Source organism: Gammaproteobacteria bacterium, from assembly GCA_011375345.1.
Lineage (GTDB): Bacteria > Pseudomonadota > Gammaproteobacteria > DRLM01 > DRLM01 > DRLM01.
Window position 1 is genome coordinate 25097 of sequence record DRLM01000015.1, and the last position, 25243, is coordinate 50339.

Sequence of the window (25243 nt, forward strand, 5' to 3'; positions counted from 1 at the left end):
GTCAGGCGCCCAAATAGACTTCGATCACCTTGGGATCGCTTTGCACCTGCTCCATGGACCCTTCCGCCAAAACCCGGCCCTGGTGCAATACGGTGACAGTGCGGGCTATGGTGCGTACAAATTCCATGTCGTGCTCCACCACAATGAGGGAATGCCGACCCGCCAGTTGGGCAAACAACTCGGCGGTGCGCTCTGTTTCCTGAAAGGTCATCCCGGCCACCGGCTCGTCCAATAACAGCAATTTGGGATCCTGCGCCAGCAGCATGCCGATCTCCAGCCATTGTTTCTGGCCATGGGACAGACGGCCGGCAGGGCGGTCGCGCTCGGTGCTGAGGGCGATGGTCTCCAGCAGTTCGTCGATGCGTTCCCGTTGCGACGGCGCGAGACGGGCACGCAGGGTGGCCCAGACGCTTTTGTCCGCCGCCAGCGCCAGCTCCAGATTTTCAAACACTGTGTGTTCGGGAAACACGGTGGGCTTTTGGAATTTGCGGCCGATGCCGGCAGCGGCGATTTCGTATTCGCTCATCCCGGTCAGGTTCAGGCTCTGGCCGAAGTACGCCTGACCGGAGTTCGGGCGCAGTTTGCCGGTGATCACATCCATCATGGTGGTTTTGCCGGCGCCGTTGGGGCCGATGATGCAACGCAGTTCACCCTCGTCGATATAAAGATTCAAACCGTCCAGGGCCTTGAAGCCGTCGAAGCTGACGGTCACGCCCTCCACATACAAGATGGTGCCGTGGGACAGATCCAACTGGCCGCGCCGCACCCCGTGGCCGCGCCCCGCCACCCAGCCGAAGACGCGGTCGCGGCGCCAAGTGTCGCGCAGGCGGTCCAGCTGCTTCACGGCGCCGCCTCCCTGGTCTTGTGCTTGCGGCGCCAGCGCAACAGACCCACCACCCCGCGGGGCAGGAACAATGTGACCACCACGAACAAAGCGCCCAGGGCAAACAACCAGACCTCGGGCAGCGCCGCGGTGAAATAGGTTTTGGCAAAATTCACGAGCAAGGCGCCGGCCACCGCCCCGTACAAGGTGCCGCGCCCGCCCACGGCCACCCACACGGCCAGTTCGATGGAGTTGAGTGGCGAGAATTCCCCCGGATTGATAATGCCCACCTGGGGCACGTACAGTGCCCCGGCGATCCCCGCCAGTACCGCGGAGAACACGAACACCCACAGCTTGAAGTGCTCCACCCGGTAACCCAAAAAGCGCGTGCGGTCTTCGCCGTCGCGGATGGCCGTCACCACCCGGCCCAGCTTGGAGCGCACGATGGCGCGGGCGGCCAGATAGCCCCCCGCCAATGCGATGGCCGTGGCCAGAAACAAGGCGATGCGCGTGCCGTCCGCCTGCAGATTAAAGCCCAAAATGTCTTTGAAATCGGTAAGACCGTTGTTGCCGCCGAAACCCATTTCGTTGCGGAAAAAAGCCAGCATCAAGGCGTAAGTCAGCGCCTGAGTCATGATGGACAGATAAACGCCGGTGACCCGCGAGCGGAAGGCCAGCCAGCCGAACACAAAGGCCAGCAGGCCCGGCACCAGCATTACCATGATCAGGGCGAACCAGAACATGTCGAAGCCGTGCCAGTACCAGGGCAGCTCTTTCCAGTTCAAAAACACCATGAAATCGGGCAGCAGCGGGTCGCCGTAGACGCCACGCCCGCCGATCTGGCGCATGAGGTACATGCCCATGGCATAACCGCCGAGGGCGAAGAAGGCGCCGTGACCCAGGCTCAAAATACCGCAGTAGCCCCAAACCAGATCCAAAGCGATGGCGAGCAAGGCGTAGCTCAGGTATTTGCCCAGCAGGGTGACGGTATAGGTGGAGACGTGCCAGGGGGAGTTTTCCGGCGCCACCAAGTTGAACAGTGGCACGGTCACCGCCACCACTAACAACAGCCCCAAAAAGACCTGGCCGCCGCGGTCCCCGGCCAGCAGGGAGAGTATCGGGCCCGGTTTCATCTCAGCTCTCCACCGCCCGCCCTTGTTGCGGGAACAAGCCCCGCGGCCGTTTCTGGATAAACAGGATGATGAGCACCAGGATCAGTATCTTGGCCAATACCGCGCCGGCCCAGGGCTCCAGGAATTTGTTGGCCACCCCCAAAGACATGGCCCCCACCAGCGTGCCCCACAGATTGCCCACACCGCCGAACACCACCACCATGAAGGAGTCGATGATGTAGGCCTGGCCCAGGTTGGGACCGACGTTGGTCAGTTGCGACAAGGCCACCCCGGCCACCCCGGCGATGCCCGAACCCAGGCCAAAGGTGAGCGCGTCCACCCACTCCGAACGTACCCCCACGGCTTTGGCCATGGCGCGGTTTTGGGACACGGCCCGCACATACAGGCCCAGGCGGGTGCGCTTTAAAATGAGAAACAGCAGCGCGAACACCAGCAGGGCGAAGATGATGATGTAGAGCCGGTTGTAAGTGAGCGACAGGGCGCTGTTGATTGCCCAGGAACCGCTCAGCCATTCGGGGGTGGCCACGGAACGGTTGAGGGGCGAGAAAATGGTGCGCACCAGTTGCTGCAGGATCAGGCTGATGCCGAAGGTGGCGAGCAGGGTCTCCAGCGGCCGGCCGTAGAGAAAACGGATCACCCCCCGCTCGATGAGCACGCCCACCAGGCCCGCCACGAGAAAGGCGGCGGGAATGGCCACCCACAAGGAATACTCGATGTGATCAGGCATCATGAGCTGCACCACGTAAGTGGTGTAAGCGCCCAGCATGATGAGTTCACCGTGGGCCATGTTGATGACGCCCATGACGCCGAAAGTGATGGCCAGGCCGATGGCGGCCAGCAGCAACACCGATCCCAGGCTCAGGCCGAAAAACACCGTCTCCAGAAATTCATAAAATTCCAATCGTTCCTGGATGCGGGACAGGGCCCTGGCGGCTGCCTTGCGCACCCGGGCATCGGGCTCGGCAAACGCACCGTCCGGCGCGGGTTGCAGCAACGCTTGCAGGCGGTTGCGCGCCGCCGGCTCCAGGCTCTCGCCCAACACGGCGATGGCACCCAGGCGCGTGGCGGCGTCCGGGCTGTGGCTGTCCACCAGGGCCAGGCCCAGCTTCAGCATCCCGGCGATGGCCCCGTCGCCTTCCCGGGCCAGGGCATCCCGCAGCAAGGGGGCGGAGGCGGCATCCACAGAACCCAGCATTTCCCGCGCCGCCGCCAGGCGGCGGGCGGGGTCAGGGTGGGTCAGGCTGAGGCGGGCGATGGCCCCGCGCAGCACCCCGCGCAGTTTGTTGTTGATTCCGATTTTTTTGGCGGCGCGACGTTTGACCACCCCCAGGTCCTCGTTGCTGAGAACGCCGGTGAGGTGATAGCCCTTGTCCGTCTTCTCGCGATAGACCACCTGCCGGTCTGATTTGCGGTAGTAAAGATCACCGGCCAGCAGCGCCTTCAATACCGCCAGGCTGCGCTCATCCCCCGAGGCCTCAATGGCCGAAACCGCCCGTTCCTTGTCTTTGAATTTACCCTTGACCAGGCTGTTTACGGCATCTGCAAAAGCCGTTGCATCGCCATGGGCGGCAGGCAAGGGGAACACGGCGAACATCACCAGCAGTGTGGCCAGCCAAAGAACGCGGTGGAGGCGGGAAGTCGCAGACAGGAGAGGATACATGGCTTTTATTGTGTCGAGAGTTACTGCACCAGGCAAGGCTGTTCAGTCCTGATCGGCTGTCGCAGGGCTTTGGGGAACAATACCGGAGACGAAGGGGGTGTGGGCCGGAGCCCACACCCTGAGATTAGGCTTGGGTCAGAAGTTCTGCCCCGAGCATTTCTTGGTTTTGGTGTTGTAATTGCCGCAGCTGATGGGGGGGCGCCAGTCGGCAATGATGTCTTTGCTGCCGGGCAGATAGTCGGACCAGGCGTCACCGGGCACCAGATCCGGCGTCTCCCACACCACTTCAAACTGGCCGTCATCCTGAATCTCGCCGATCAGCACCGGCTTGGTGATGTGATGATTGGGCAACATTTCTGCCACGCCGCCGGTGAGGTTGGGCGTTTTGACCCCGATCATGGCGTCGATCACCGCATCGGGGTCGGTGGTGCCTGCTTTTTCCACCGCTTTCACCCACATATTGAAGCCGATGTAATGGGCTTCCATGGGATCGTTGGTGACGCGGTCTTCGTTTTTGATGAACTTGTGCCAAGTGTCGATGAAGGATTCATTGGCCTCGGAATCCACGCTCATGAAGTAGTTCCACGCCGCCAGGTGCCCCACCAACGGACCGGTATCCAGACCGGAGAGTTCTTCCTCACCGACGGAGAACGCGACCACGGGGATATCCTCGGCGGAGATGCCCTGGTTGCCCAGTTCCTTGTAGAAGGGCACGTTGGCATCACCGTTGATGGTGGATACCACGGCGGTCTTCTTGCCGGCCGAGCCGAACTTCTTGATGTCGGCCACGATGCTCTGCCAGTCGGAATGACCGAAGGGGGTGTAGTTGATCATGATGTCTTCATCTTTCACTCCCTTGGCCTTGAGATAGGCTTCGAGGATCTTGTTGGTGGTGCGGGGGTAGACATAGTCAGTGCCCGCCAGCACCCAGCGTTTCACGCCGATGTCGTTCATCAGGTAGTCCACCGCCGGAATGGCCTGCTGATTGGGCGCCGCACCGGTGTAGAACACATTGCGGGACGACTCCTCCCCTTCGTATTGCACCGGGTAAAACAAGATGCCGTTCAGCTCCTCAAACACCGGCAGCACCGATTTGCGGGACACCGAGGTCCAGCAGCCGAACACCGCTGCCACCTTGTCCTTGGCCAACAGCTCGCGGGCTTTTTCCGCGAACAAGGGCCAGTTGGAGGCCGGGTCCACCACCACCGGCTCCAGCTTCTTGCCCAGCAGACCGCCTTTTTTGTTCTGCTCGTCGATGAGCATCAACATGGTGTCCTTCAGAGTGGTTTCGCTGATGGCCATGGTGCCGGACAAGGAATGCAACACGCCCACCTTGATGGTATCCGCCGCCTTGGCGATCTCCGTCGCCACCATGGACAAGGCCACCACCAGCCCCAGGGCGCCGAGACGCAAGCGGGCCAAGGGTTGCTGAGTGTGTCTGGGTAAGGTCATTTTCTGCATGGTTCTCATTGCTCGTTCACCCTCTCGTTCAGATTTGCAACTGCACGCCGATTTTGAAGCTGTTGACATCGCTCGCTCCCGGTCCCGGATCGGTATTGGAATAGACGATGCTGACCCGGGCGTTGTGGCCGTCGATGATGTAGTTCAGCCCCACATCAGTGGTGGTCGCCTCGCCGGTCTTGCCGGCGGCGTTGGTGCTGTCGCGGTCGAAGTTTTGATAGCGCAGCAGGGGCTGCAACTGGCCGATGCCGGTTTTCACGGGCAGCAAATAGCTGGCGAGTATCAGATAACTGCTGCCCTGGGTGAGGCTGGCATCGGCCACGTCACCCAGGTCATAGTCGTAGTAGGCCGCCTCAAACGTGCCGGTGCCGGCGCTGCCGAATTTCTTCTCAAAGAGGAAATCAATGTTCCAGCCGGTAAAGTCACCCTTGGCAGTCGGTGTGCCGGCGCCGTCGGCCTGGTTCATGTAGGTCAGCCCCACGGCCAGGATGTCCTTGCTGCCGTAGTAGGTGCTGCTGTTGTAGTAGCCGGGTTCAGGATCCCAAAAATTCAATACCACCCGGCCGGCGAACAACAAGTTGTCTTCGTCGTTGGACGTGCCGGCGCCGTCCCGGCCTTCAAAAAAACCGGCCTGATACTTGAACATGCCACCACCCACCTGGCCCCACACCGCAGCGCCGTCATCCCGGCCGGCAAAGATGGCCGGATAGGCCTGCACCATGGGGAAATCCCAGGCGTTCAGGTAGTAGGGACCATCGAGATTGGACCGGTCGCTGGGCGGCAGGAAACGGCCCAGCCAGACATTGAAGGCGTCGGTGAAATTGAACTGGACGATGGCGTCCAGCACCCGCACGGCACTGTCGTTGCCGCTGTCGATTTCCGTGTTGAAGGTCAATGAAATGTTTTCGTGCACCCGGCCGCCAGTGTAGAGCCGCATATTGCCGGCGGCAAAGTCTTTGGACGGATCGGAGCCGCTGGGAGCGGCGTCATCTTCTGCGGTGAAACTGGCGCGTATGCCGGCGCCGACGCTGAACGATTTTACATCGTCGATTTTGAGGGTGGCGCCGGCCGTGGCGACTTGCGGTGCCAGGCCCCATGCCCCCAGGCTGAGGCAGGTGAACAGCGCGGGAAGCGATCGCTTGCGATAAGAATTGCCCATTTTAAGTTCTCCCTTAACTTATTGTTGGCCGTTAAGACCGGGTCAGTTGCCGACGAACCTTTTCTGGCGAAAGGGCGGCAGGGCGTTGAAATGCCCTTGGTGAGACACGGGAGGCAAAGCAAGGGCGATGCCAGAAACTGAAAGGAATAGCTTTACAATCGTTTACGTTTCAGAACTCATGTGCGCTCTGACACGGGAGAGGGCGGGGCTCACTGTTTTGGTGCAAATCGAAGACAGGTCAGCCCAAACTGGTGCACAGCTCTTGACCTCGGCATGGTTTCTTTGGGAGATCTTGCAGGCGGGGACTTGCCTGGGCTCAAGCCTATCGCACTGACATGTTGATGCTAACCACCACCGCTCAATTCGGGCGCAGCCGGGCCTGAATGAAACGGCGATACGTCAAGGATTGCACCGGTTTCGACAGCCTGTCCGTGGCCCACCTGATCGAATCGCACCACTACCGTGCAGATAATGGGGCGTCGGCGCCGAGCATGCCCTGATGCTCGATAAACCCCGCGACCTTTGCCACGCCCTCACCGGCTTTGAGGTTAGTAAACAAAAAAGGCTTATCGCCACGCATTGCACGGGCGTCGTCCGCCATGACGCGCAGTGATGCGCCCACGTGGGGCGCCAGATCGGTTTTGTTGATCACCAGCAGATCGGATTTGGTGATGCCCGGCCCCCCCTTGCGGGGGATCTTGTCACCGGCGGCCACATCAATCACATAAACCGTCAAATCGGACAACTCCGGACTGAAAGTGGCGCTCAGATTGTCGCCGCCGCTTTCCACCAACACGAGATCCAGCTCGGGGAAGCGGCGGTTGAGTTCGTCCACCGCCGCCAGATTCATGGAGGCGTCTTCGCGGATGGCCGTGTGCGGACAGCCCCCCGTTTCCACCCCCATGATGCGCTCCGGCGCCAGCGCCCCGGCGCGGGTCAGAAACTCGGCGTCTTCCCGGGTGTAAATGTCGTTGGTCACCACCGCGATCTGGTAGCGCTCGCGCAGAGCTTTGCACAAGGCCTCCACCAGGGCGGTCTTGCCTGAACCCACGGGGCCACCGACGCCCACCCGCAATACCGGTTTGTTCTGTGACACGATGTTGTCCTCTCACGACCTGAACAAGCGCGAATACTGGCTCTCGTGCAGGGTGGCGGCAAGCCCCAGGCCGGGCAGGGCCGTGCCCACGTCTTCGTCCGTCAACGCCAGGCCCTGCTCCACGGCGGCCACACTGTTGCGTATCAATGCGCTCAATATCCGCTGCCCCGCGGTCTGACCCAGGGGCACCAGCCTGACCGCCGCCGCCACCTGGTTTTCCAGCCAGGACCATACATAGCCGGTGGCGGCTTGGGACAACGGGATGCGCCATTGCACCGCCGCCAAGGCGAACAGTGCCACAAGCGAAGCATCCCGCTCGTAACGCCACGGCCCGGCCTGGACCAGCCCCAGGTCGTCCAGCAAGCGGGCCAGCGCCTGACCCAGATGACGGTCTTCCGCCTGCAACTCCGCCGCCTCCCGCGCCGCCAGGGCATGGCGGCTCCAGCGCAAGGCGGCCGCGCCGTCGTCCGCCTCCCAGCTCCGGTATAAACGGGCCAGCAGGGGCACGTCCAGCCGCGCCAGACCCTGTGCCAGGATGCCGCCCAGCCAGCCGCTCACCGCGTCTTCATGACGCAGCCAGCCGGCGTGAACGGCATACTCCAGGCCCTGGGAATAGGCATAGGCGCCGGTGGGCAGCGCCGGGCTGGTGAGTTGCAACAGGCGCAGCAGGGCGGGCGAGGCCTGCTCAATGCTCATGGCGGTACGCCCCGCTTTCCGGCTCGAAGGGCGCCTGTTCCCGTCCCACCTGCAAACCCATCTCCCGCAGCATCCGGTCCAGCACGTGGTCGCCAAGATATCGCACAAAGCCTTCCCCCAGTTGCACGGGCACGTGGCGGTTGCCCAGATGATAGGCGGCGCGCAGCAAAAGGCGGTGGGAACCGGCCCGCGCGGTGGACACCTCTTCGGCCGCCGCCTGCACCAACACCACCTCGCCGTTGCTCGCGCGCAAACAATCGTCGCTGCGCAACACCGTGCCACGCGGTAATAACAGGCCCACCTCCCGGCCGTCGTCCAAACGGCATCTCAGGCGGCTTTTTTGACGCAATTCAAAAGGCAAGGTCAGGGTGGCCCGGGCGGGTTGCGGTTCAGCGAGACGTTCGGTGATGTCCAGCATGGGTGGTTCTGATCCCCCCAGCCCCCTTTTCAAAGGGGGGACGTGGCAGTTGGATGGCCAAGGCTAAAACAAGAAATAACGTTGCGCCAGGGGCAGTTCCGCCAGCGGCTCGCATACCAGCAATTCCCCGTCGGCCCGCACCTGATAGGTCTGCGAATCCACTTCCATCCTGGGCTGACAGCAGTTATGAATGAGATCCTGCTTGCGCACGCTGCGCGTGTCTTTGACCGCCAACACGTTTTTGCCCAGGCCATAACGCGTTTTCACATCCGCCGCCAGGGCCGCTTGTGAGACAAAGCTCACGCTGGTCTGGGCCACGGCCCGCCCCAGGGCACCGAACATGTGGCGGTAGTGCACGGGCTGGGGCGTGGGAATCGATGCGTTGGGATCGCCCATGGGCACGGCGGCAATCATGCCCCCTTTGATGATCATCGCCGGTTTGGCGCCGAAGAAGGCAGGCTTCCACAATACGATATCCGCCAGCTTGCCCGCCTCGATGGAGCCCACCTCGTGGGCAATGCCGTGGGTGATGGCAGGGTTGATGGTGTACTTGGCCACGTAACGCCTGGCGCGGAAGTTGTCGTGCTCGGCCGTGTCTTCCGCCAGGCTGCCGCGCTGCACCTTCATTTTGTGTGCCGTCTGCCAGGTGCGGCAAATGACTTCCCCCACCCGGCCCATGGCCTGGGAGTCGGAGGCGATCATGCTGAAGGCGCCCAGGTCGTGCAGGATATCTTCGGCGGCGATGGTCTCACGCCGGATGCGGCTTTCGGCAAAGGCCACGTCTTCGGGGATGCCCGGATCCAGATGATGGCATACCATGAGCATGTCCAAATGCTCGTCCACCGTGTTCACCGTGTAGGGCCGGGTAGGGTTGGTGCTGGAGGGCAGTACATTGGCCTCGCCACAGGCTTTGATGATGTCCGGCGCATGACCGCCCCCGGCGCCTTCGGTGTGATAGGTGTGGATGGCGCGGCCTTTGAAGGCGGCCAGGGTGTTTTCCACGAAACCGGATTCGTTCAGGGTGTCAGTGTGAATGGCCACTTGCACGTCCATCCTGTCCGCCACGCTCAGGCAGTTGTCGATGGCGGCGGGGGTGGTGCCCCAGTCTTCGTGCAGTTTCAGCCCCATGGCGCCGGCGGCAATTTGTTCTTCCAAGGCCCCGGGCAGGCTGGCGTTGCCCTTGCCGAGAAAACCGAAGTTCATGGGCAAATCATCCACCGCCTGGTACATTTTCTGGATATACCAGGGACCGGGAGTGCAGGTGGTGGCGTTGGTGCCCGCCGCCGGGCCGGTGCCGCCGCCAATCATGGTGGTGATGCCGGACATCAGCGCCTCTTCCACCTGCTGAGGGCAGATGAAGTGAATATGGGCGTCGATGGCCCCGGCGGTGGCGATCAGTCCCTCGCCGGCGATGGCTTCTGTGCCAGGACCGATAACCATGTCCACCCCCGGCTGCACATCGGGATTGCCCGCCTTGCCGATGGCGGCAATGCGGCCGTCTTTCAACCCGATGTCCGCTTTGACCACGCCCCAGTGATCGAGTATCAAGGCGTTGGTAATGACCGTGTCCACCACCTCAGCGGCACTGCGCTGGCTCTGGCCCATGCCGTCGCGGATGACCTTGCCGCCACCGAACTTCACTTCTTCGCCATAAACGGTGCGGTCCTCCTCCACTTGCAACCACAGCGCGGTATCACCCAGGCGCACCCGGTCGCCCACCGTGGGGCCATACATCTCGGCATACGCCTCGCGGCTGATGCGGCTCATTTTTTATCCCCCAAGTTTCCCATGACCCGGCCCTGAAAGCCGTACACCCGCCGCTCGCCGGCGTAACCCACCAGTTCCACCTCGCGGCGCTGGCCGGGCTCGAAGCGCACGGCAGTGCCGGCGGGAATGTTCAAGCGTTTCCCCCACGATGCCTCCCGATCAAAATCCAGTGCTTCGTTGGTTTCAAAGAAGTGATAATGGGAACCCACTTGCACCGGCCTGTCGCCGGTGTTGGTGACTGTCAGACGTAGCGTATCGCGGCCTGCGTTTAACTTGATTTCGCCGCTGCGTGTCACAATTTGTCCGGGAATCATGACGCCTCCTTGTAGTTGGTGTTCGCACTGACGGTGCCGGCGCGGTGATGTGCCTCCCGCACCTTTTGTTGGTGCCTCTTGTGCAGCAGCCCAAGCACACGGCACCGAAACGCGCCGGCGCCGCATTGAATGCTCTCAAAGCCTGCACAGGGGAGAAGCAAAAAAAACACACTACGAAATGTGGCTTCTCAGATTCAGAGATACTTGTTTTCGTGTTATTGAATGGGGTGATGAATAGTGACCAGCTTGGTCCCGTCGGGAAATGTGGCTTCTACCTGCACTTCGGGCACCATTTCCGCAACGCCCTCCATCACGTCGTCGCGTGAGAGCAAGCCTGCGCCCTCGCTCATGAGTTCGGCCACGGTTTTGCCGTCCCGCGCGCCTTCCATCACGGCGGCGGAAATCAAGGCAACGGCTTCCGGATAATTCAACTTCAGGCCGCGGGCCTTGCGGCGCTCCGCCAGCAAGGCCGCGGTGAAGACCAGCAACTTATCTTTTTCTTTAGGCGAAAGCTCCATTCCTCCTCCCTTTCAAGTTGCCCAAATCCGCGGCCGGCACGCCGCTTTCCCCAACACGGCCGGCCGCAAAATCTCCCAGGCGGTGGCGAACCGCGCCATGGCCTCCGCCGCATGGGGACCGAGATAGCGACAAAGTAACACTTCATCCAACTGGCTCACAACAAAGCGCCCGCCGTTGCCGGAACACGGTAGGGCATCGCGCAGGGCGGAAATCAAAGCCGGATCCTTGTGTACCGCCACCAGCGTGCCGAACACCGGCTGCGCTTGCAAGCCCCAGGGGGCGGACAGCGAAGCGCCGCCGCCGGGGTATTCCCCCCGCTCCCACCACAGCACCCGCCCCGCCCGCCGGATGTCCCAGCGCTGGGTGTAGCACCCGCGGTCGAAACGCTCCCCGGCGCCGGGCCGGCCCAGGCAGGTAACGTCCCAGCCTATGAAGCGGGCGCCCGTGCCCAGGTCCACACGGGTTTGTGCACGGACTGCGGCACCGGAGAAGACGATGGTCTCCTGGGGCAGCCACTCCAGCGCGGCGCCGCCACCCACGGTCAGATGCTGGGCCTGCTCCGCCAACACGCCCTCGCTGCGGTAGAACTTATTGGCCGCCGGCGTGGTCAGCACGGCGCTGCCACTTGCCATACTCACATGCACGTCCAGGCGGTCCCCGCCCACCACCCCGCCCGGAGGATGCAGCAGGTACATGTGGCAGCTGCCGTCGGATTCGGGATAGAACGGACGCTGGACCCGCAGGGGACCCTGATGGCTGCGGCGAACGGGAAGGGTTTTTCCCCGCCGCTCGGCGAAACCCAAAACCAGATGGGCACGCCAACCAGGCATGCGGGTTGTTTCCAATGCTTTGCTCATCGTTCCCAACAGATCGGAAGGCTAGTGGCAGCTACTCAGGCGCCTTCCCCTCTGCCCCCCAGAGACCAGGTCGGGATGGGGGCAGACGCTCGAACCTTGTGCTGAAACCAAAGTTCTACCCTCCCCCCCCTGACAGAGGGAAATATCAGAGCCACGGCCGGTGTTGTTGTCTGCGAACGGACATGCCGCCGCATTATGATGAGCACTCAATATGAGTGAATCCGGAATGTAATTCAATGCAAGCCCTCAGATGGGTGCGCAACAATGAAAAACCATCCGCATCGCCCGCGGTCAGGCCCAGGCCCGTTTCCGGGGGAAGCTCAAAACCCGCGGCTGCTGTCGCCACTCAAGGCCGCGGCGGTCCCGCTGAGCTGGGGCCAGGCAAAACCGGCGATGCGGCCATCGGGATCACTGCCGCCTACCAGCGCTTCACAAGCGGGCGGCTATGCAGTTGCCGGCCAGGGACGGCCTGCTGGGGTCCTCTGTTCCTGCTCCTACCCTTTGCGGGCCGAGCGGCTGGCGGCAACGGTGGTGAAAACCAGCCCTCATCCGGACCCTCGCCTGCACATCCTGGAACAGGGCCACCCTGCGCACCCGGCCATTTCTGAAACTGTTTGTTTGAAAGCTTTTTTCTGCCGCGTGCGGCCGACTTGAGGGTATACTTGCAGCCATGCTGACGTACCCCGATATCGACCCGGTGGCCATCCATCTGGGCCCTGTAAAAGTCCATTGGTACGGTTTGATGTACCTCGCCGGTTTCGCGGCGGCGTGGTGGCTGGGCCGGCGCCGGGCTGCGCGGCCGGGCTCCGGCTGGAACGACCAGCAGGTCGGCGATCTCATTTTCTACGGCGCGCTGGGGGCGGTACTGGGGGGACGGGTCGGATACATTCTTTTTTACGATTTCGACAGCTATCTGGAAAACCCCCTGCGCATGTTAAAGGTGTGGGAAGGGGGCATGTCTTTCCACGGCGGTCTGCTCGGCGTCATTGTGGCCATGTGGCTGTTCGGCCGCAAGCAGGGCAAGCCCTTCCTGGGGGTGACCGACTTCATGGCGCCACTGGCCCCCATCGGCCTGGGCTGCGGACGCATCGGCAATTTCATCAACGGCGAGCTGTGGGGCAAGGTCTCGGATGCGCCCTGGGCCATGGTGTTTCCCACCGGCGGCCCGCTGCCCCGGCACCCGTCCATGTTGTACGAAGCGTTTCTCGAAGGGGCGGTATTGTTTGCGCTGCTGTGGTGGTATTCGAGCAAACCCAGACCGGCGGGGGCGGTATCCGGCTTGTTTTTGCTGGGCTACGGCGTCTTTCGTTTCGCGGTGGAATTCGTGCGCGTACCCGACGCCCAGCTGGGCTATCTTGCTTTCGGCTGGCTCACCATGGGACAGGTCTTGTCCACGCCGTTGATTGTGGCCGGGGCGGCGTTGTTGGGCCGGGCTTGCCGCGCCGGGGCAAGGTCGGCGCCCGTTTCCGGACCACGTTCATAAATTCACTCAGTCCCATGCGGCAATACCTGAATCTGATGCGCCACGTGCTGGACCACGGTGTGGAAAAACACGACCGTACCGGCACCGGTACCCGCAGCGTGTTTGGTTATCAAATGCGCTTTGATCTTGGCGCAGGCTTTCCGTTGCTGACCACCAAAAAGCTGCATGTGCGTTCCATCATTCACGAGCTGCTGTGGTTTTTGCGCGGCGACACCAACGTCAAATATCTGCACGATAACGGGGTTACAATCTGGGATGAGTGGGCCGACGAAAACGGGGAGCTGGGCCCGGTGTACGGCCATCAGTGGCGCTCCTGGCCGCGGCCGGACGGCGGCCACATCGACCAGATCGCCCAGGTGGAGCAGGCCATCAAAACCGAACCGGACTCCCGCCGGCTGCTAGTCAGCGCCTGGAATGTGGCCGAAGTGGAGCGCATGGCGCTGCCCCCCTGTCATACACTGTTTCAGTTTTACGTCGCTGCGGGCCGCCTGTCCTGCCAGCTCTACCAGCGCAGTGCGGATATCTTCCTGGGCGTGCCCTTCAATATCGCGTCTTATGCCCTGCTGACGCAAATGATGGCCCAGGTCACCGGGCTTAAACCCGGCGAGTTCGTTCATACCCTGGGAGATGCCCATCTGTACAGCAATCACCTGGAGCAGGCCCGGCAGCAATTGAAGCGACAGCCGCGCCCACTGCCCACCATGAGGTTGAACCCCGCAGTCACGTCTATTTTTGAGTTTCGCTACGACGACTTCACCCTTGAGGACTACCGGGCGCATCCCGCCATCAAGGCGCCGGTGGCGGTATGAGCCACATCGCCTTGATCGCGGCCATGGGGGAAAACCGTGTAATCGGCCTGGAGAACCGGCTGCCCTGGCATTTGCCCGCGGACATGGCGTGGTTTCGCCGGCACACCCTTGGCAAGCCGGTACTGATGGGACGCAAGACCTTTGAGTCTATCGGCAGACCGCTGCCCGGGCGGTGCAATATTGTGGTCTCCCGTGACCCGGCGTTTCACCCCGAGGGGGTGCTTGTCGCGCCCGACATCGAGAAGGCACTCGGTGCCGCTGGCAGCAGCGGGGAGGTCATGGTGATCGGCGGCGCCTCCTTCTACCGGCAGCTGTTGCCGCGGGCACAGCGCCTCTACCTGACCTTGGTACATGGCCGTTTCGATGGCGATGCCTTTTTTCCCGAGTACCGCGCGCAAGACTGGCGGGAAATTTTCCACGCCGATCACGAGGCGGACGACGACAATCCCTGGAGCTACAGTTTTCTCATCCTCACCCGAGTCCGCTGAGCAGGGCGGCTTTTCCGCAACCGGGGCGGTTCGGGGTCAAGTGAGTCAGCCCGCTTACCGACAACCCCATAGGCAGCGCAGCGCTCGCCCACGGCACCCGCCCCAGGACCTAGGGAATGCAGGAAACGGCTGAAAAATCAACGGAAAAGAACACGCCTCCGGGCCCCACACACGAGGCGACCATGGCGCAGTTGCGCGCGGCCATGGAGCGTCTGGGGGATTTGCCTATCTTCAGCACCACCATGAACCGGGTGCGAAAGGTGAGCGGGGACCCGGCCAGCAATGCCATGGAAGTGGCCCAGGCGGTGATGAACGACGCGCATATGAGCACCAAGTTGCTGCGCCTGGCCAACTCTGCCTACTACAACCGTGGTGCAGGCAGCGTCACCGCCATCTCCCGCGCCGTGGTATTGCTGGGTTTCGAGACGGTCAACACCCTCACCCTGACCCTAAAGCTCATCGAGACATTTCAGAATCAACATCCCGCCATCGACATGAACCGGCTTCTGGTGCGGGCCTTCATTGCCGCCAATTTCGTCCGCCAGGTGGGTTTCAAAGCCGGTGTCAGGGATGTGGAGCAAGCTTATGTGTGCGCCTTGCTGTATAACCTGGGGGAGGCGGCGGTGGCGTATTGCCTGCCGGAGGCTTACCTGAGCATCCAGGCACTGCAAACCAGGGACGGTCTTTCGCCGTGCCAGGCGGCCAAACAGGTGCTGGGCACCGGTTTTGATGCCATCTCCCAGGACATTGCCGCCGGGTGGGAGTTTCCCGCCACTGTGGTCGACAGCATGGGAGGGGTGCCTCCGAAGGTCAAAGGGGTCCTGCGGTCCGCGGCGGGGTTACAACACGCTCTGGCGTGTTGTGCCAATCAGGCGGTGAGCGGTTTGTACGCCGCAACCGGCAGCAGTGACAACGGGAGCAGTATCCAAGAACTGCTGGAGACCATGGCCACCGCGACCGGGCTGACGAGAGACACCATTGCCACCGCCTTGGAGGATTCTTTCGAAATGGCCTGCAATCTTTCCGGCGAATACGGCCTGAACCCCCGCTCGCTCACACCGGCGCTGCACGACGGCCAGGATCCTGCGGTGGCGCGCTGGGCGCGGCGCCTGGCTTTTTTCGTCCACGCCAGGGCACCAGCAGCGGCGCCATCCACCCCGAGCTTCCAGGATACGGCCACCCCGGCCGGGCCTGGCGGTGACGCTTCACTGCAACTACGCTACATGCAGGACATCACGCGCCTGATCACCAGTGAGGCGCGTCTCAATGCCGTTTTTGTAAAGGTGATGGAGGCCATGCGCGACGGAGCGGGCTGTGACCGCGTTGTGCTTTGCCTGGTGAGCCCCGACCGCAGCCGTTACGCGGCGAGGCTCGCCGTGGGGGAAGGGACGGAGCCCTTGAAAGCGGCCTTGAGCCGCCCCATTAACGGCCACAGTGACCTGTTTTCCCAGGTGCTCATCAAAGGCGGGGAGTATTTGTTTGACCCGCAGCGCGACGGAGGCTGGCGCCAGCTGCTGCCGCCGGAGTTCGCCACGCTCGCACCGGGGCAGGGTTTTGTTCTGGCGGCGTTGCACTTCGACAAGAAACCCGTAGGATTCTTCTATGCGGACTGCGACGACAGGGCCCGCGCTGTTTCACCGGAGATTTACGCCGCCGCGCTGCAATTTGTTGAACAAGCCCGCCTGGCGTTGCGGGTTTGCCACTGAGTTTCCCCGAAACATTCCCGGAGTACAGCGATGATGGTAGGACAGCTGCATGTGAACCCGGATTTGGACGCCCTCGCCCAGGCCGTGGCGGCGCGTTGGGTGGAGCTGGCGCGCGAGGCAGTCGCGGCCCGGAATGGCTTTTTCGTTGCGCTCTCGGGCGGTTCCACGCCGCGGGCTCTGTATTCGGCACTGCGGGAGGCGCGTTACGCCCGCGAGGTGGATTGGAACAAAGTGTGGTTCTATTTCGGTGATGAGCGCAACGTTCCGCCGGATCACCCCGACAGTAATTACCGCATGGCGCGCGAAACGCTGTTTGACCATATTCCTGTTCCATCCTCCAATATCTTCCGCATGGAAGGAGAGGCGGCGGACCCCAATGAGGCCGCGACCCGCTATGCGACGGCACTGACAGCCAAACTACCCCTTTCGGCCAGGGGCATTGTGCAGTTCGACCTCGTCCTGCTGGGCCTGGGCAACGACGGGCACGTGGCCTCCCTGTTCCCCGGCACACCAGTGCTGCACGAGCGGGCCCGTCTGGTGGAGGCCGTCTGGGTGGAGCAGCTTAAAACCTGGCGCATCACGCTGACCCTGCCAGTGATCGAAGAAGCGCGGCACGTGCTCCTGATGGTGAGTGGGAGAGGCAAGGCAGATATTCTGCGGGATGTGTTTACCGCGGTCGCCACCCCGCCTTATCCTGTTCAGCTCATTAACCCCCGGGGCGAATTTGAGTGGTACGTTGACGCGGAGGCGGCGGCGCTGTTGCCCAAAGAACTGATCTCGTGAAGGTTCTGGCCGGCGACATCGGCGGTACCAAAACGCTGCTTCAAGTGGTGGAGTACCGCGCCGGCGTGCCCGTCTTCGGCGAGGTGGTGCGTTTTTCCAGTAGGGATTTTGACCGCTTTGAGGCGCTGCTGGACAGCTTTTTGGCACGGCAGCCAAAGCATGTCCTCCAAGGAATTGACGCCGCCTGTTTCGCCGTGGCCGGTCCCGTTGACAGTCAAAACCAGACAGCGCGGGTGACGAATCTGCCCTGGACGCTGGAGTCACAGTCGCTGGCCCGGCAGCTGGGTGACACCGTGGCGGTGCGGCTGGTCAATGACTTTTATGCGGTGGGTTTGGGTGTCAGCGCGCTGAATCCCACGGATTTGGTGTCCTTGCAATCCGGCGTCCGGCGGCCCGATGCACCCGCTTTGGTGGTGGGGGCGGGCACGGGGCTGGGAGTTGCACAAGTGCTCCGCCTGGACAGCGGCCTCGAAGTACTGCCGTCCGAGGGGGGGCATCTGGCGTTTTCGCCGCGCAGCGAGGAGGAAACTGCGCTGCAGGCTCAGCTGCGTGATCGTTTCGGCAGGGTGTCGTGGGAGCGCCTGGTATCGGGCACCGGGCTGGTCAACATTTATCGCTACTTCTGGCAGCGCAACACCCCTGGTAATCCGGATTGTCCGCCACTGCTCAGCGGGGCGGAAGATCCGGGCGCCGCTATTGCGGCAGCGGCCCGTGCCGGCCGCGACCCCAACGCATCGCAGGCGGTGGCTCTGTTTGTACGCTTGTACGGCACAGTCGCGGGGGAGCTGGCGCTGGTGACGTTGCCCTTCGGCGGTGTCTACCTTGCCGGGGGCATTGCGCCCAAATTGGTGGATGAATTGCGGCAGGGGCCGTTTTTGGCGGCTTTTCACGACAAAGGACGCATGCAGCCACTCACAGCAGCCATGCCCGTGGATATCGTTATGGACACGGAAGTGGGCTTGAAAGGCGCCGCATTGGCCGCCCTGCGCTGAGTTCCACCGGAACCGGAGGTGGGGCGTCTTATACGTCCAGATGAATCACCGACAGGGCGTTTTGCTCAATGAAATCCCGGCGCGGTTCCACTTGATCGCCCATTAAGGTGGTGAATATCTCATCGGCGGCAACGGCATCTTCGATGTTCACCCGCAACAGGCGGCGGGTGGCCGGATCCATGGTGGTTTCCCACAGCTGGTCTGGATTCATCTCGCCCAAACCTTTGTAACGCTGGATGTCCTGGCCTCGTTTTGCTTCGTTCATGAGCCAGTCCAAGGCGTCTTCGAACTTTTCAACATGTTGTTTTTTAGTGTTTTTTTCCACATATGCGTCATCACCCAACAGCCCGTCCAGGCGCTGCGCCAGATCGGCGATTTGCGCGTATTCCGCGGAATTGAAAAACTCAGCGGGTATGTCGTAAACCTGGGTCACGCCGTGGTGATGTTCTTCAGCCTTGATGTCACAACGGTCAGTGCCACCACTGTGCGTAACAGTCAGAGTGTAGGTCGGTCCGTCGCGACCGTCTCTGGCCATCGCCTGGTTGAGAGCAGCCAGCCACTGTTGCACAAGCACTGAATCAGCGCAGGCCGCAAAACTCAGGCGGGGCAGATGCAGCATTGCTTTGAGTACGGCCAGGGGAAAGCGCCGGGAAAGGCGCCTGATCATGGCGTCAACGGCGATGTATTGGCGCGCCAGCTCACCCACCGCCTCGTCCCGCATGGCAGGTGCGTCTTCGGAGACATGCAGCTTGGCCTTGTGCAGGGCATTGTCCAGCAGATAGGCATTGAGTTCGGCGTCGTCCTTCGCGTAGCGCTCTTGCTTCCCTTTTTTCAGTTTGTACAAAGGAGGTTGAGCGATGTAGAGATGGCCTCGTTCCACCAGCTCCGGCATCTGGCGGTAGAAAAAGGTTAGCAGCAGAGTACGGATATGGGAGCCATCTACATCGGCATCGGTCATAATGATGATGCGATGATAGCGCAGCCGGTCCGGATTGTACTCTTCGCGGCCAATACCGCAGCCCAAAGCGGTTACCAGGGTGGCAATCTCGTTTGACGATAACATCTTGTCAAACCGGGCTTTTTCCACATTCAGGATCTTGCCGCGCAAAGGCAGGATAGCCTGATAGCGGCGATCGCGACCCTGTTTGGCGGAGCCGCCCGCGGAGTCGCCCTCAACCAGGAACAATTCCGAAGCACCGGGATCCTTTTCCTGGCAGTCGGCCAGCTTTCCTGGCAGACCCGCGACGTCTAACACGCCTTTGCGACGTGTCATTTCCCTGGCCTTGCGCGCGGCTTCCCTGGCCCGTGCCGCATCAATGATTTTTCCCACCACGGCTTTTGCTTCCGTGGGATTTTCCATCAAAAAATCGTTCAGACGCTCGGCCACCACAGACTCTACGATGGGTTTGACTTCGGAGGACACCAGTTTGTCTTTGGTCTGGGAAGAAAACTTCGGATCGGGAACCTTGACGGACAACACGGCGGTCAGGCCCTCGCGGGCATCATCTCCAGTGGTATTGACCTTGGCCTTCTTTGCCAGTCCCTCGCGCTCAATGTATTGATTGAGCGTGCGCGTCAGGGCGCTGCGAAACCCGGCGAGATGGGTGCCACCGTCTTTCTGAGGAATATTATTGGTGAAACAAAACAGCGTTTCCTGATAGGCATCGATCCACTGCATGGCGACCTGGACGACCAGCCCCTCGCGCTCTGCCGAGAAATAGATGACCGTGGGGTGAATAGGGTTTTTATTTTTATTGAGATGCTCCACAAAGGCTTTGATACCGCCTTCGTATTGAAATATATCGTGTTTTTCAGACCGCTCGTCATTGAGGCGAATGCATATCCCCGGGTTGAGGAATGACAGTTCCCGCAAGCGCTTCGCCAGAATGTCGTAATGGTATTCGGTGTCGCTGAAAATCAGTGCGCTCGGCTTGAAGCGGATTTCAGTACCTGTTTTGTCTGTGGAGCCTGTCTCCCGAAGGGGCGCAAGGGGCTCGCCGAGGCGGTATTCCTGCTTGTAGGTTTTCCCGTTACGGTGGATGGTGAGTGCCAGGGTATCGGAAAGCGCATTGACCACGGACACCCCCACGCCATGGAGGCCACCGGATACTTTATAGGAATCGCTGTCAAATTTTCCGCCGGCATGAAGTACTGTCATGATAACTTCAGCGGCGGAACGGCCTTCTTCAGGATGAATGTCCACGGGTATTCCGCGCCCGTCGTCGGCCACGGTGACCGCGCCGTCGTTGTGGATGGTCACCTGGATTTCCGAACAATAGCCAGCTAGGGCCTCGTCGATGGCATTGTCAACCACTTCAAAGACCATGTGATGCAAACCGGTGCCGTCATCGGTATCCCCGATATACATTCCGGGTCGCTTGCGGACGGCATCAAGGCCCCGCAGTACTTTGATGTTTGAGGAATCGTAGGTATCCGGCTGTGCGGTCATGAAAAACTCCTTGGACAAGCGCGGGAGTATAGCACGTTTGGAGTTTTACAAATTGACTCAATCTGTTACAGGAAGTTTGTCGTGGCACTGGTGGTGAGTGATCTTCCCTTGTTTCACGTGAAACAGCGCTCCGGCCCGGCCACGCGGCCCACACCACGAATCCCGGTCTGTATCCGTAAAAAAACACTGCGCATCTTCAGCTATGATCAGCTCCAGCACCCGGCCAAACTGCTCCCTATCCAGTTCCGAGCGCAGATCATCCACGAGCAACACTGGATCAACGCCACGGTGCGCCGCTTGCAACCGGGCGCGTGCCAGCCACAAAGCGATATTCACGTTTTTCCGCTGACCGCGCGACAGCATAGCGGCCGCCGGCCGGCCATCCGCAAGAATAATCAAGTCACAAACATGAACTCCGGCCCGGGTAAAACCTGCCCTGAGGTCCCGTCCCACTGAGTTGCTTAACAGTTGCTCCAGTCCCTCGTCCCCCCTCCACCCTGGAAAGTAATCCATCGTCACACTGTGAGGAATTCCCAACACTTCGAGGAATGCCGTCACATGGGGTATCAGCTCGCCCACATACCGACGTTGCCACAGTTCAATTCGCCTGCCAAACTCCGCCAGGGCGCTGTTCCACACATCATAGTCCGCAGTGCTGGAAACGTTGTTCCGCAATAAGGCATTTCTTTGCTGCAACGCCTTACGATACTGTTGCCACACACTGGCGTAATCCTGTTCCACGTGAAACAGGCCCCAATCAAGAAAGCGACGGCGTACCCCCGGCCCGTCGTCCACGTAGTCACATGCGTCAGGACCAAAATAAAAAACCGGCAAGGCGGACGCCAGCATCGAACGCTTTTCCACCGGATTACCGTTGACACGCGCCAACCGTTTTCCGGCTCCAAAACCCACCCCAACGGACCTGGGTTCATCCAGTTTCCCAAAAACACTGAAGGACGGCGACCCGTGCGCAACCAACGGGCCCGGTCGATGGCACCGAAACGAGTCCCCGCGGGAAAGAAAATAAAGCGCCTCCAGGACGTTAGTCTTACCCGCGCCATTGGGCCCGATCAGTACATTGACATGAGGATGAGGAAAAAACTCGGCTTCAGAAATGTTTCTGAAACCCAACAGACGCACATACTTGAAACGCGCCACGGACGCTGTCAGATTATCATCATCACTCTACAATCGCATCGGCATGATCACGTACTGACACGTATCATCACCTTCGCCGGCAATCAAGCAACAACTACTGGGATCAGACAGGCGAATCTCGACATTGTCCGTCTTCACCGTCGACAACACGTCCAACAGGTAACTGACATTAAAACCAATTTCCACAGCTTCGCTGTCATAACTGGCGGGTACATCCTCCACCGCCTCTTCCTGCTCCGGATTGTTGGCCTGGATTCTCATCACGCCCCGCTCTGCCACAATCCGGACGCTTTTGTATTTCTCATTGGTCAATATTGACACGCGCACCAGTGCCTGCCGCAGTGCCTCTCTGTCTATCAAGACCAATTTATCCGCTCCTTCCGGTATCACCCGCTGATATTCGGGAAACCGGCCATCAACAAGTTTGGTGGTAAATACCCAATCGCTGGTCTGGAGCCTCAGATGCTTGTCCGACCGGTACACCGCGACTTTTGAATTTTCCCTCACCAGCAAACGCGTCAACTCCATCACCGCCTTGCGTGGAACTATAAACTGTTGATTATCCGGTATTTCAACCTGAAGCTCCCGTTTGGCCACCGCCAATCGGTGGCCATCTGTTGCAACTGCCCGCACTTCCCCGGGATACAAATCCAACAACATCCCATTGAGGTAGTACCTCACGTCCTGCTGCGCCATGGCGAACTGTGTTGCACTGAACAGCGATGCCAACGCCGTCTCTTCAGCAGAAAAAAGCAAACTTCCCTCAACCGCACCGACGTTGGGAAATTCATCAGCCGGAAGCGTCGCCAGCTTAAAGCGACTCCGGCCCGCTTTGATCACACACTTCTCGCCTTCAACATTCATATCAAGCACTACCTCGTCCCCGAGTGCCCGACATATGTCCACGAACTTCCTCGCCGGCAGGGTACAGCGGCCTTCCTCCCCATCACCATCACTGACGCCCACCGTTACAGCCATTTCCACCTCAAGGTCTGTCGCGGTCACTATTGCTTGCGATTTTTCTAATTTAATTAATACGTTAGACAAAATCGGCAAAGTCTGGCGTCGTTCCACCACCCCAATCAACATCTGCAACGGTGGCAAAATGACATTTCGGTTGACGGTTATCTTCATTACTTTGTACCTAAAAACAATATTTATTACTGTTAGCCCGTCTGTTAAGGGTGAATAACTCTGTATTTGATATTAAAATCAATCTATTACTACACACAGTATCCTGTTATTACCGGCCCCGGCAAACCGTGTGGAGCCCGTGGACAGATTGTGAATATCTGCGCTGTCCACCGTGGCCCCTGACTTTGTCCACAGCTTGGGCACACTATGCAGACAGGATTCTCAACAGGTTGGTGAAATCATCCCTGAACCGGTGGTCTTCGTCTTTCAGCTCAGCGACTTTCCGGCAGGCGTGCAGTACGGTGGTATGGTCCCGCCCCCCAAAGGCATCACCGATTTCCGGCAGGCTGTGATTGGTGAGTTCTTTCGCCAGGGCCATGGCCATTTGTCTCGGCCTGGCAACGGAGCGCGTGCGGCGCTTTGACAGGAGGTCCGCGAGGCGTATTTTGTAATACTCGGCCACGGTCTTTTGAATATTCTCTATGGTGACCAGCTTCTCCTGCAACGCCAATAAATCCTTGAGCGCTTCCTTGGCAAAATCCAGGGTAATTGCCCGACCGGTGAAGCGGGCGTTGGCGACCACCCGACGCAATGCCCCTTCCAGTTCCCGGATATTGGACCGAATGCGCTTGGCGACAAAAAATGCGACCTCAGGTGTCAAGTCGGTATTCATCTGCGCCGCCTTGCTCATGAGAATGGCCACCCGGGTCTCCAATTCCGCCGGTTCGATAGCCACGGTCAGGCCCCAACCGAAACGTGATTTCAAGCGCTCCTCCAGCCCATCCACTTCCTTTGGGTAGCGGTCACAGGTCAGGATGATCTGCTGCTGACCCTCCAGCAAGGCATTGAACGTATGGAAGAATTCTTCCTGAGATCGCTCTTTGCCGGAAAAAAACTGAATGTCGTCAATGAGCAGCGCATCCACAGAGCGATACAGACGCTTGAAATCGTCAATTTTATTGTGCTGCAGCGCCTTGACCATATCCGCCACGAAGCGTTCCGAGTGGAGATACAATACCTGGGCATCGGGGTTGTTCTTGACCATCAGGTTGCCGACCGCATGCATCAGATGGGTCTTGCCCAGCCCGACGCCCCCGTAGATAAACAAGGGGTTGTAGGCCAGGCCCGGATTCTCGCCCACCTGTATCGAGGCTGCGCGAGCCAGCTGGTTGGACTTGCCTTCCACAAAACTTTCAAAAGTAAAGTCCGGCTTGAGATTCGAGACCACGCCGGAGCGCCTGTCATCAGTCCGGCGCCGAAAACCCGGCACATTGTTCTCCCGCTTTTTGGGTCTGGCAGTGGTTTTATCCTGGCTGCCTATCTCCAGACAAACCGTTTCCACCTGATCACTCCCGTGGCGCTTGGCCAGGGTGGAAATCTGCTCAAAAAAGCGCTCATTCACCCAATCCAGCACAAACCGGTTGGGCGCCAGCAGCCGCAAACGTCTGCCTTCCTCAACCGCATGGAGGGGCCGTATCCAGGTATTGAACTGTTGCGGAGACAACTCGGCCTCCAGACAGGCCATGCACTTCTGCCACACAGAAGATTCCAAGCGGGTGCCCCTTTCACGGTTTGCCACGTTACAAATACTGTCACAGAATGCGGCCCAGGAGCGGACCTGGCGAGCGCAGTGAGTCTATACCCCTTCATTCAACTTATCCACACTGCCGACCGTCCGGCCACGGACTTTCTATTGACAGCAGCAGACCGAACTGGCTAACCTACGCCGCTCGCCGAAGAGCCAACTCCGGTAACGGTTGGGTCGTCGCTATTCCCTGTAAAGTTTACGGAAAATGTCATGAAAAGAACGTTTCAGCCCAGCGTGATACGTCGCAAGCGGACCCACGGCTTTCGCGCCCGCATGAGCACAGCAAAGGGTCGGATGATTATCAAAAACAGGCGCGCCAAGGGCCGCGTCCGGCTCAGCGCCTGAGCCAGCTTGGTCACCGGCGAGCGCTGGCGTTTTCCCAAAAGCCATCGATTACTCAAGCGACAGGACTACCAGCGTGTTTTCAACCACGGGAAACGCCACAGCCACGGGGGATTTACCGTTCTTGCCCTCCGCAACCAACTCCCCCATCCGCGCCTTGGCTTGGTTGTATCGAAGCGCTGTGGCAGACGATCGGTCGACCGGCAGCGGCTAAAGCGGCTGGTTCGTGAGAGCTTCCGTCTTCAGCAAGATACCTTGGGTGGGTTAGACATCGTGGTAATAGGCCGATCCGACGCCCTGCACCGCAGCAATGAGGAGCTCTTTGCGTCCCTCAGCCGGCATTGGCGAAAGCTCAGCTCATGCGTATGCTGATCCTGTATCTGATCCGCGCCTACCGCTACGCCCTGA

The 25243-nt window shown here is 60.4% G+C and carries 24 protein-coding genes; 8 read left to right on the top strand and 16 right to left on the bottom strand.

Features of this window, described 5'->3' with window-relative positions; translation table 11 throughout:
- Window position 1: 1 nt before the first annotated feature.
- The 12 genes from urtD to ENJ19_01190 all read right to left on the bottom strand — a co-directional run bounded on the left by urtD (window position 2) and on the right by ENJ19_01190 (window position 11876).
- Window positions 2–844, bottom strand: coding sequence for an urea ABC transporter ATP-binding protein UrtD (gene urtD / locus ENJ19_01135; GenBank protein HHM04332.1), 843 nt, complete (start codon window positions 842–844; stop codon window positions 2–4).
- Complete coding sequence (gene urtC / locus ENJ19_01140) at window positions 841–1956, bottom strand: urea ABC transporter permease subunit UrtC (GenBank protein HHM04333.1); 1116 nt, start codon at window positions 1954–1956, stop codon at window positions 841–843. The genes urtD and urtC overlap by 4 nt, the downstream gene beginning before the upstream one ends.
- Window position 1957: 1 nt before the next feature.
- Window positions 1958–3550 carry an urea ABC transporter permease subunit UrtB gene (gene urtB, locus ENJ19_01145; GenBank protein HHM04334.1) on the bottom strand — a complete coding sequence of 531 codons (1593 nt, stop codon included), beginning with the start codon at window positions 3548–3550 and terminating at the stop codon, window positions 1958–1960.
- Between the two features lie 201 nt (window positions 3551–3751).
- Window positions 3752–4990 carry an urea ABC transporter substrate-binding protein gene (urtA, locus tag ENJ19_01150; GenBank protein HHM04335.1) on the bottom strand — a complete coding sequence of 413 codons (1239 nt, stop codon included), beginning with the start codon at window positions 4988–4990 and terminating at the stop codon, window positions 3752–3754.
- Between the two features lie 115 nt (window positions 4991–5105).
- Window positions 5106–6236, bottom strand: a complete 1131-nt coding sequence (locus ENJ19_01155) for a hypothetical protein (GenBank protein ID HHM04336.1) — start codon at window positions 6234–6236, stop codon at window positions 5106–5108.
- A 457-nt stretch (window positions 6237–6693) separates the two neighbouring features.
- Complete coding sequence (gene ureG, locus ENJ19_01160; protein ID HHM04337.1) at window positions 6694–7332, bottom strand: urease accessory protein UreG; 639 nt, start codon at window positions 7330–7332, stop codon at window positions 6694–6696.
- Window positions 7333–7344: 12 nt separating this feature from the next.
- A complete protein-coding gene (locus tag ENJ19_01165; GenBank protein HHM04338.1) occupies window positions 7345–8028 on the bottom strand; it encodes an urease accessory protein UreF in 684 nt (227 codons plus the stop codon).
- On the bottom strand, window positions 8018–8446 hold the full coding sequence (gene ureE / locus ENJ19_01170) for an urease accessory protein UreE (protein HHM04339.1): 429 nt from the start codon (window positions 8444–8446) through the stop codon (window positions 8018–8020). Before ureE ends, ENJ19_01165 begins: the two co-directional genes overlap by 11 nt.
- Before the next feature lie 63 nt (window positions 8447–8509).
- Window positions 8510–10213, bottom strand: a complete 1704-nt coding sequence (gene ureC / locus ENJ19_01175; GenBank protein ID HHM04340.1) for an urease subunit alpha — start codon at window positions 10211–10213, stop codon at window positions 8510–8512.
- The gene (locus ENJ19_01180) at window positions 10210–10527 is read right to left on the bottom strand and encodes an urease subunit beta (protein HHM04341.1); all 318 of its coding nucleotides are present in this window, start codon (window positions 10525–10527) and stop codon (window positions 10210–10212) included. The genes ureC and ENJ19_01180 overlap by 4 nt, the downstream gene beginning before the upstream one ends.
- Window positions 10528–10742: 215 nt before the next feature.
- Window positions 10743–11045, bottom strand: coding sequence for an urease subunit gamma (gene ureA, locus ENJ19_01185; protein ID HHM04342.1), 303 nt, complete (start codon window positions 11043–11045; stop codon window positions 10743–10745).
- A gap of 12 nt (window positions 11046–11057) precedes the next feature.
- Window positions 11058–11876, bottom strand: coding sequence for an urease accessory protein (locus ENJ19_01190; GenBank protein HHM04343.1), 819 nt, complete (start codon window positions 11874–11876; stop codon window positions 11058–11060).
- Window positions 11877–12573: 697 nt separating this feature from the next.
- On the opposite strand from ENJ19_01190, the gene ENJ19_01195 reads away from it, so the two are divergent.
- The 6 genes from ENJ19_01195 to glk all read left to right on the top strand — a co-directional run bounded on the left by ENJ19_01195 (window position 12574) and on the right by glk (window position 18164).
- Window positions 12574–13386, top strand: coding sequence for a prolipoprotein diacylglyceryl transferase (locus ENJ19_01195; protein ID HHM04344.1), 813 nt, complete (start codon window positions 12574–12576; stop codon window positions 13384–13386).
- A 14-nt stretch (window positions 13387–13400) separates the two neighbouring features.
- Entirely contained in the window at window positions 13401–14195 is a 795-nt protein-coding gene (locus ENJ19_01200; protein HHM04345.1) for a thymidylate synthase, read from the top strand.
- Window positions 14192–14683, top strand: coding sequence for a type 3 dihydrofolate reductase (locus ENJ19_01205; protein HHM04346.1), 492 nt, complete (start codon window positions 14192–14194; stop codon window positions 14681–14683). Before ENJ19_01200 ends, ENJ19_01205 begins: the two co-directional genes overlap by 4 nt.
- Before the next feature lie 116 nt (window positions 14684–14799).
- Window positions 14800–16389: an HDOD domain-containing protein gene (locus tag ENJ19_01210; protein HHM04347.1), complete on the top strand. Its 1590-nt coding sequence runs from the start codon at window positions 14800–14802 to the stop codon at window positions 16387–16389.
- A 30-nt stretch (window positions 16390–16419) separates the two neighbouring features.
- Entirely contained in the window at window positions 16420–17172 is a 753-nt protein-coding gene (gene pgl / locus ENJ19_01215) for a 6-phosphogluconolactonase (protein ID HHM04348.1), read from the top strand.
- Window positions 17169–18164 carry a glucokinase gene (glk, locus tag ENJ19_01220; protein HHM04349.1) on the top strand — a complete coding sequence of 332 codons (996 nt, stop codon included), beginning with the start codon at window positions 17169–17171 and terminating at the stop codon, window positions 18162–18164. The genes pgl and glk overlap by 4 nt, the downstream gene beginning before the upstream one ends.
- A 28-nt stretch (window positions 18165–18192) precedes the next feature.
- Here the strand turns inward: glk and gyrB are convergent, their stop codons facing one another.
- From gyrB to dnaA, 4 genes are all read right to left on the bottom strand, one after another.
- On the bottom strand, window positions 18193–20613 hold the full coding sequence (gene gyrB / locus ENJ19_01225; protein HHM04350.1) for a DNA topoisomerase (ATP-hydrolyzing) subunit B: 2421 nt from the start codon (window positions 20611–20613) through the stop codon (window positions 18193–18195).
- A 57-nt stretch (window positions 20614–20670) separates the two neighbouring features.
- Window positions 20671–21783, bottom strand: a complete 1113-nt coding sequence (recF, locus tag ENJ19_01230) for a DNA replication and repair protein RecF (protein HHM04351.1) — start codon at window positions 21781–21783, stop codon at window positions 20671–20673.
- A gap of 15 nt (window positions 21784–21798) precedes the next feature.
- Window positions 21799–22905, bottom strand: a complete 1107-nt coding sequence (dnaN, locus tag ENJ19_01235) for a DNA polymerase III subunit beta (protein HHM04352.1) — start codon at window positions 22903–22905, stop codon at window positions 21799–21801.
- Between the two features lie 205 nt (window positions 22906–23110).
- On the bottom strand, window positions 23111–24457 hold the full coding sequence (gene dnaA / locus ENJ19_01240; protein ID HHM04353.1) for a chromosomal replication initiator protein DnaA: 1347 nt from the start codon (window positions 24455–24457) through the stop codon (window positions 23111–23113).
- 246 nt (window positions 24458–24703) lie between these two features.
- On the opposite strand from dnaA, the gene ENJ19_01245 reads away from it, so the two are divergent.
- Together ENJ19_01245 and rnpA are read left to right on the top strand one after the other, a co-directional pair.
- Entirely contained in the window at window positions 24704–24838 is a 135-nt protein-coding gene (locus tag ENJ19_01245) for a 50S ribosomal protein L34 (GenBank protein ID HHM04354.1), read from the top strand.
- A gap of 6 nt (window positions 24839–24844) precedes the next feature.
- A complete protein-coding gene (gene rnpA, locus ENJ19_01250; protein HHM04355.1) occupies window positions 24845–25207 on the top strand; it encodes a ribonuclease P protein component in 363 nt (120 codons plus the stop codon).
- Window positions 25208–25243 lie beyond the last annotated feature (36 nt).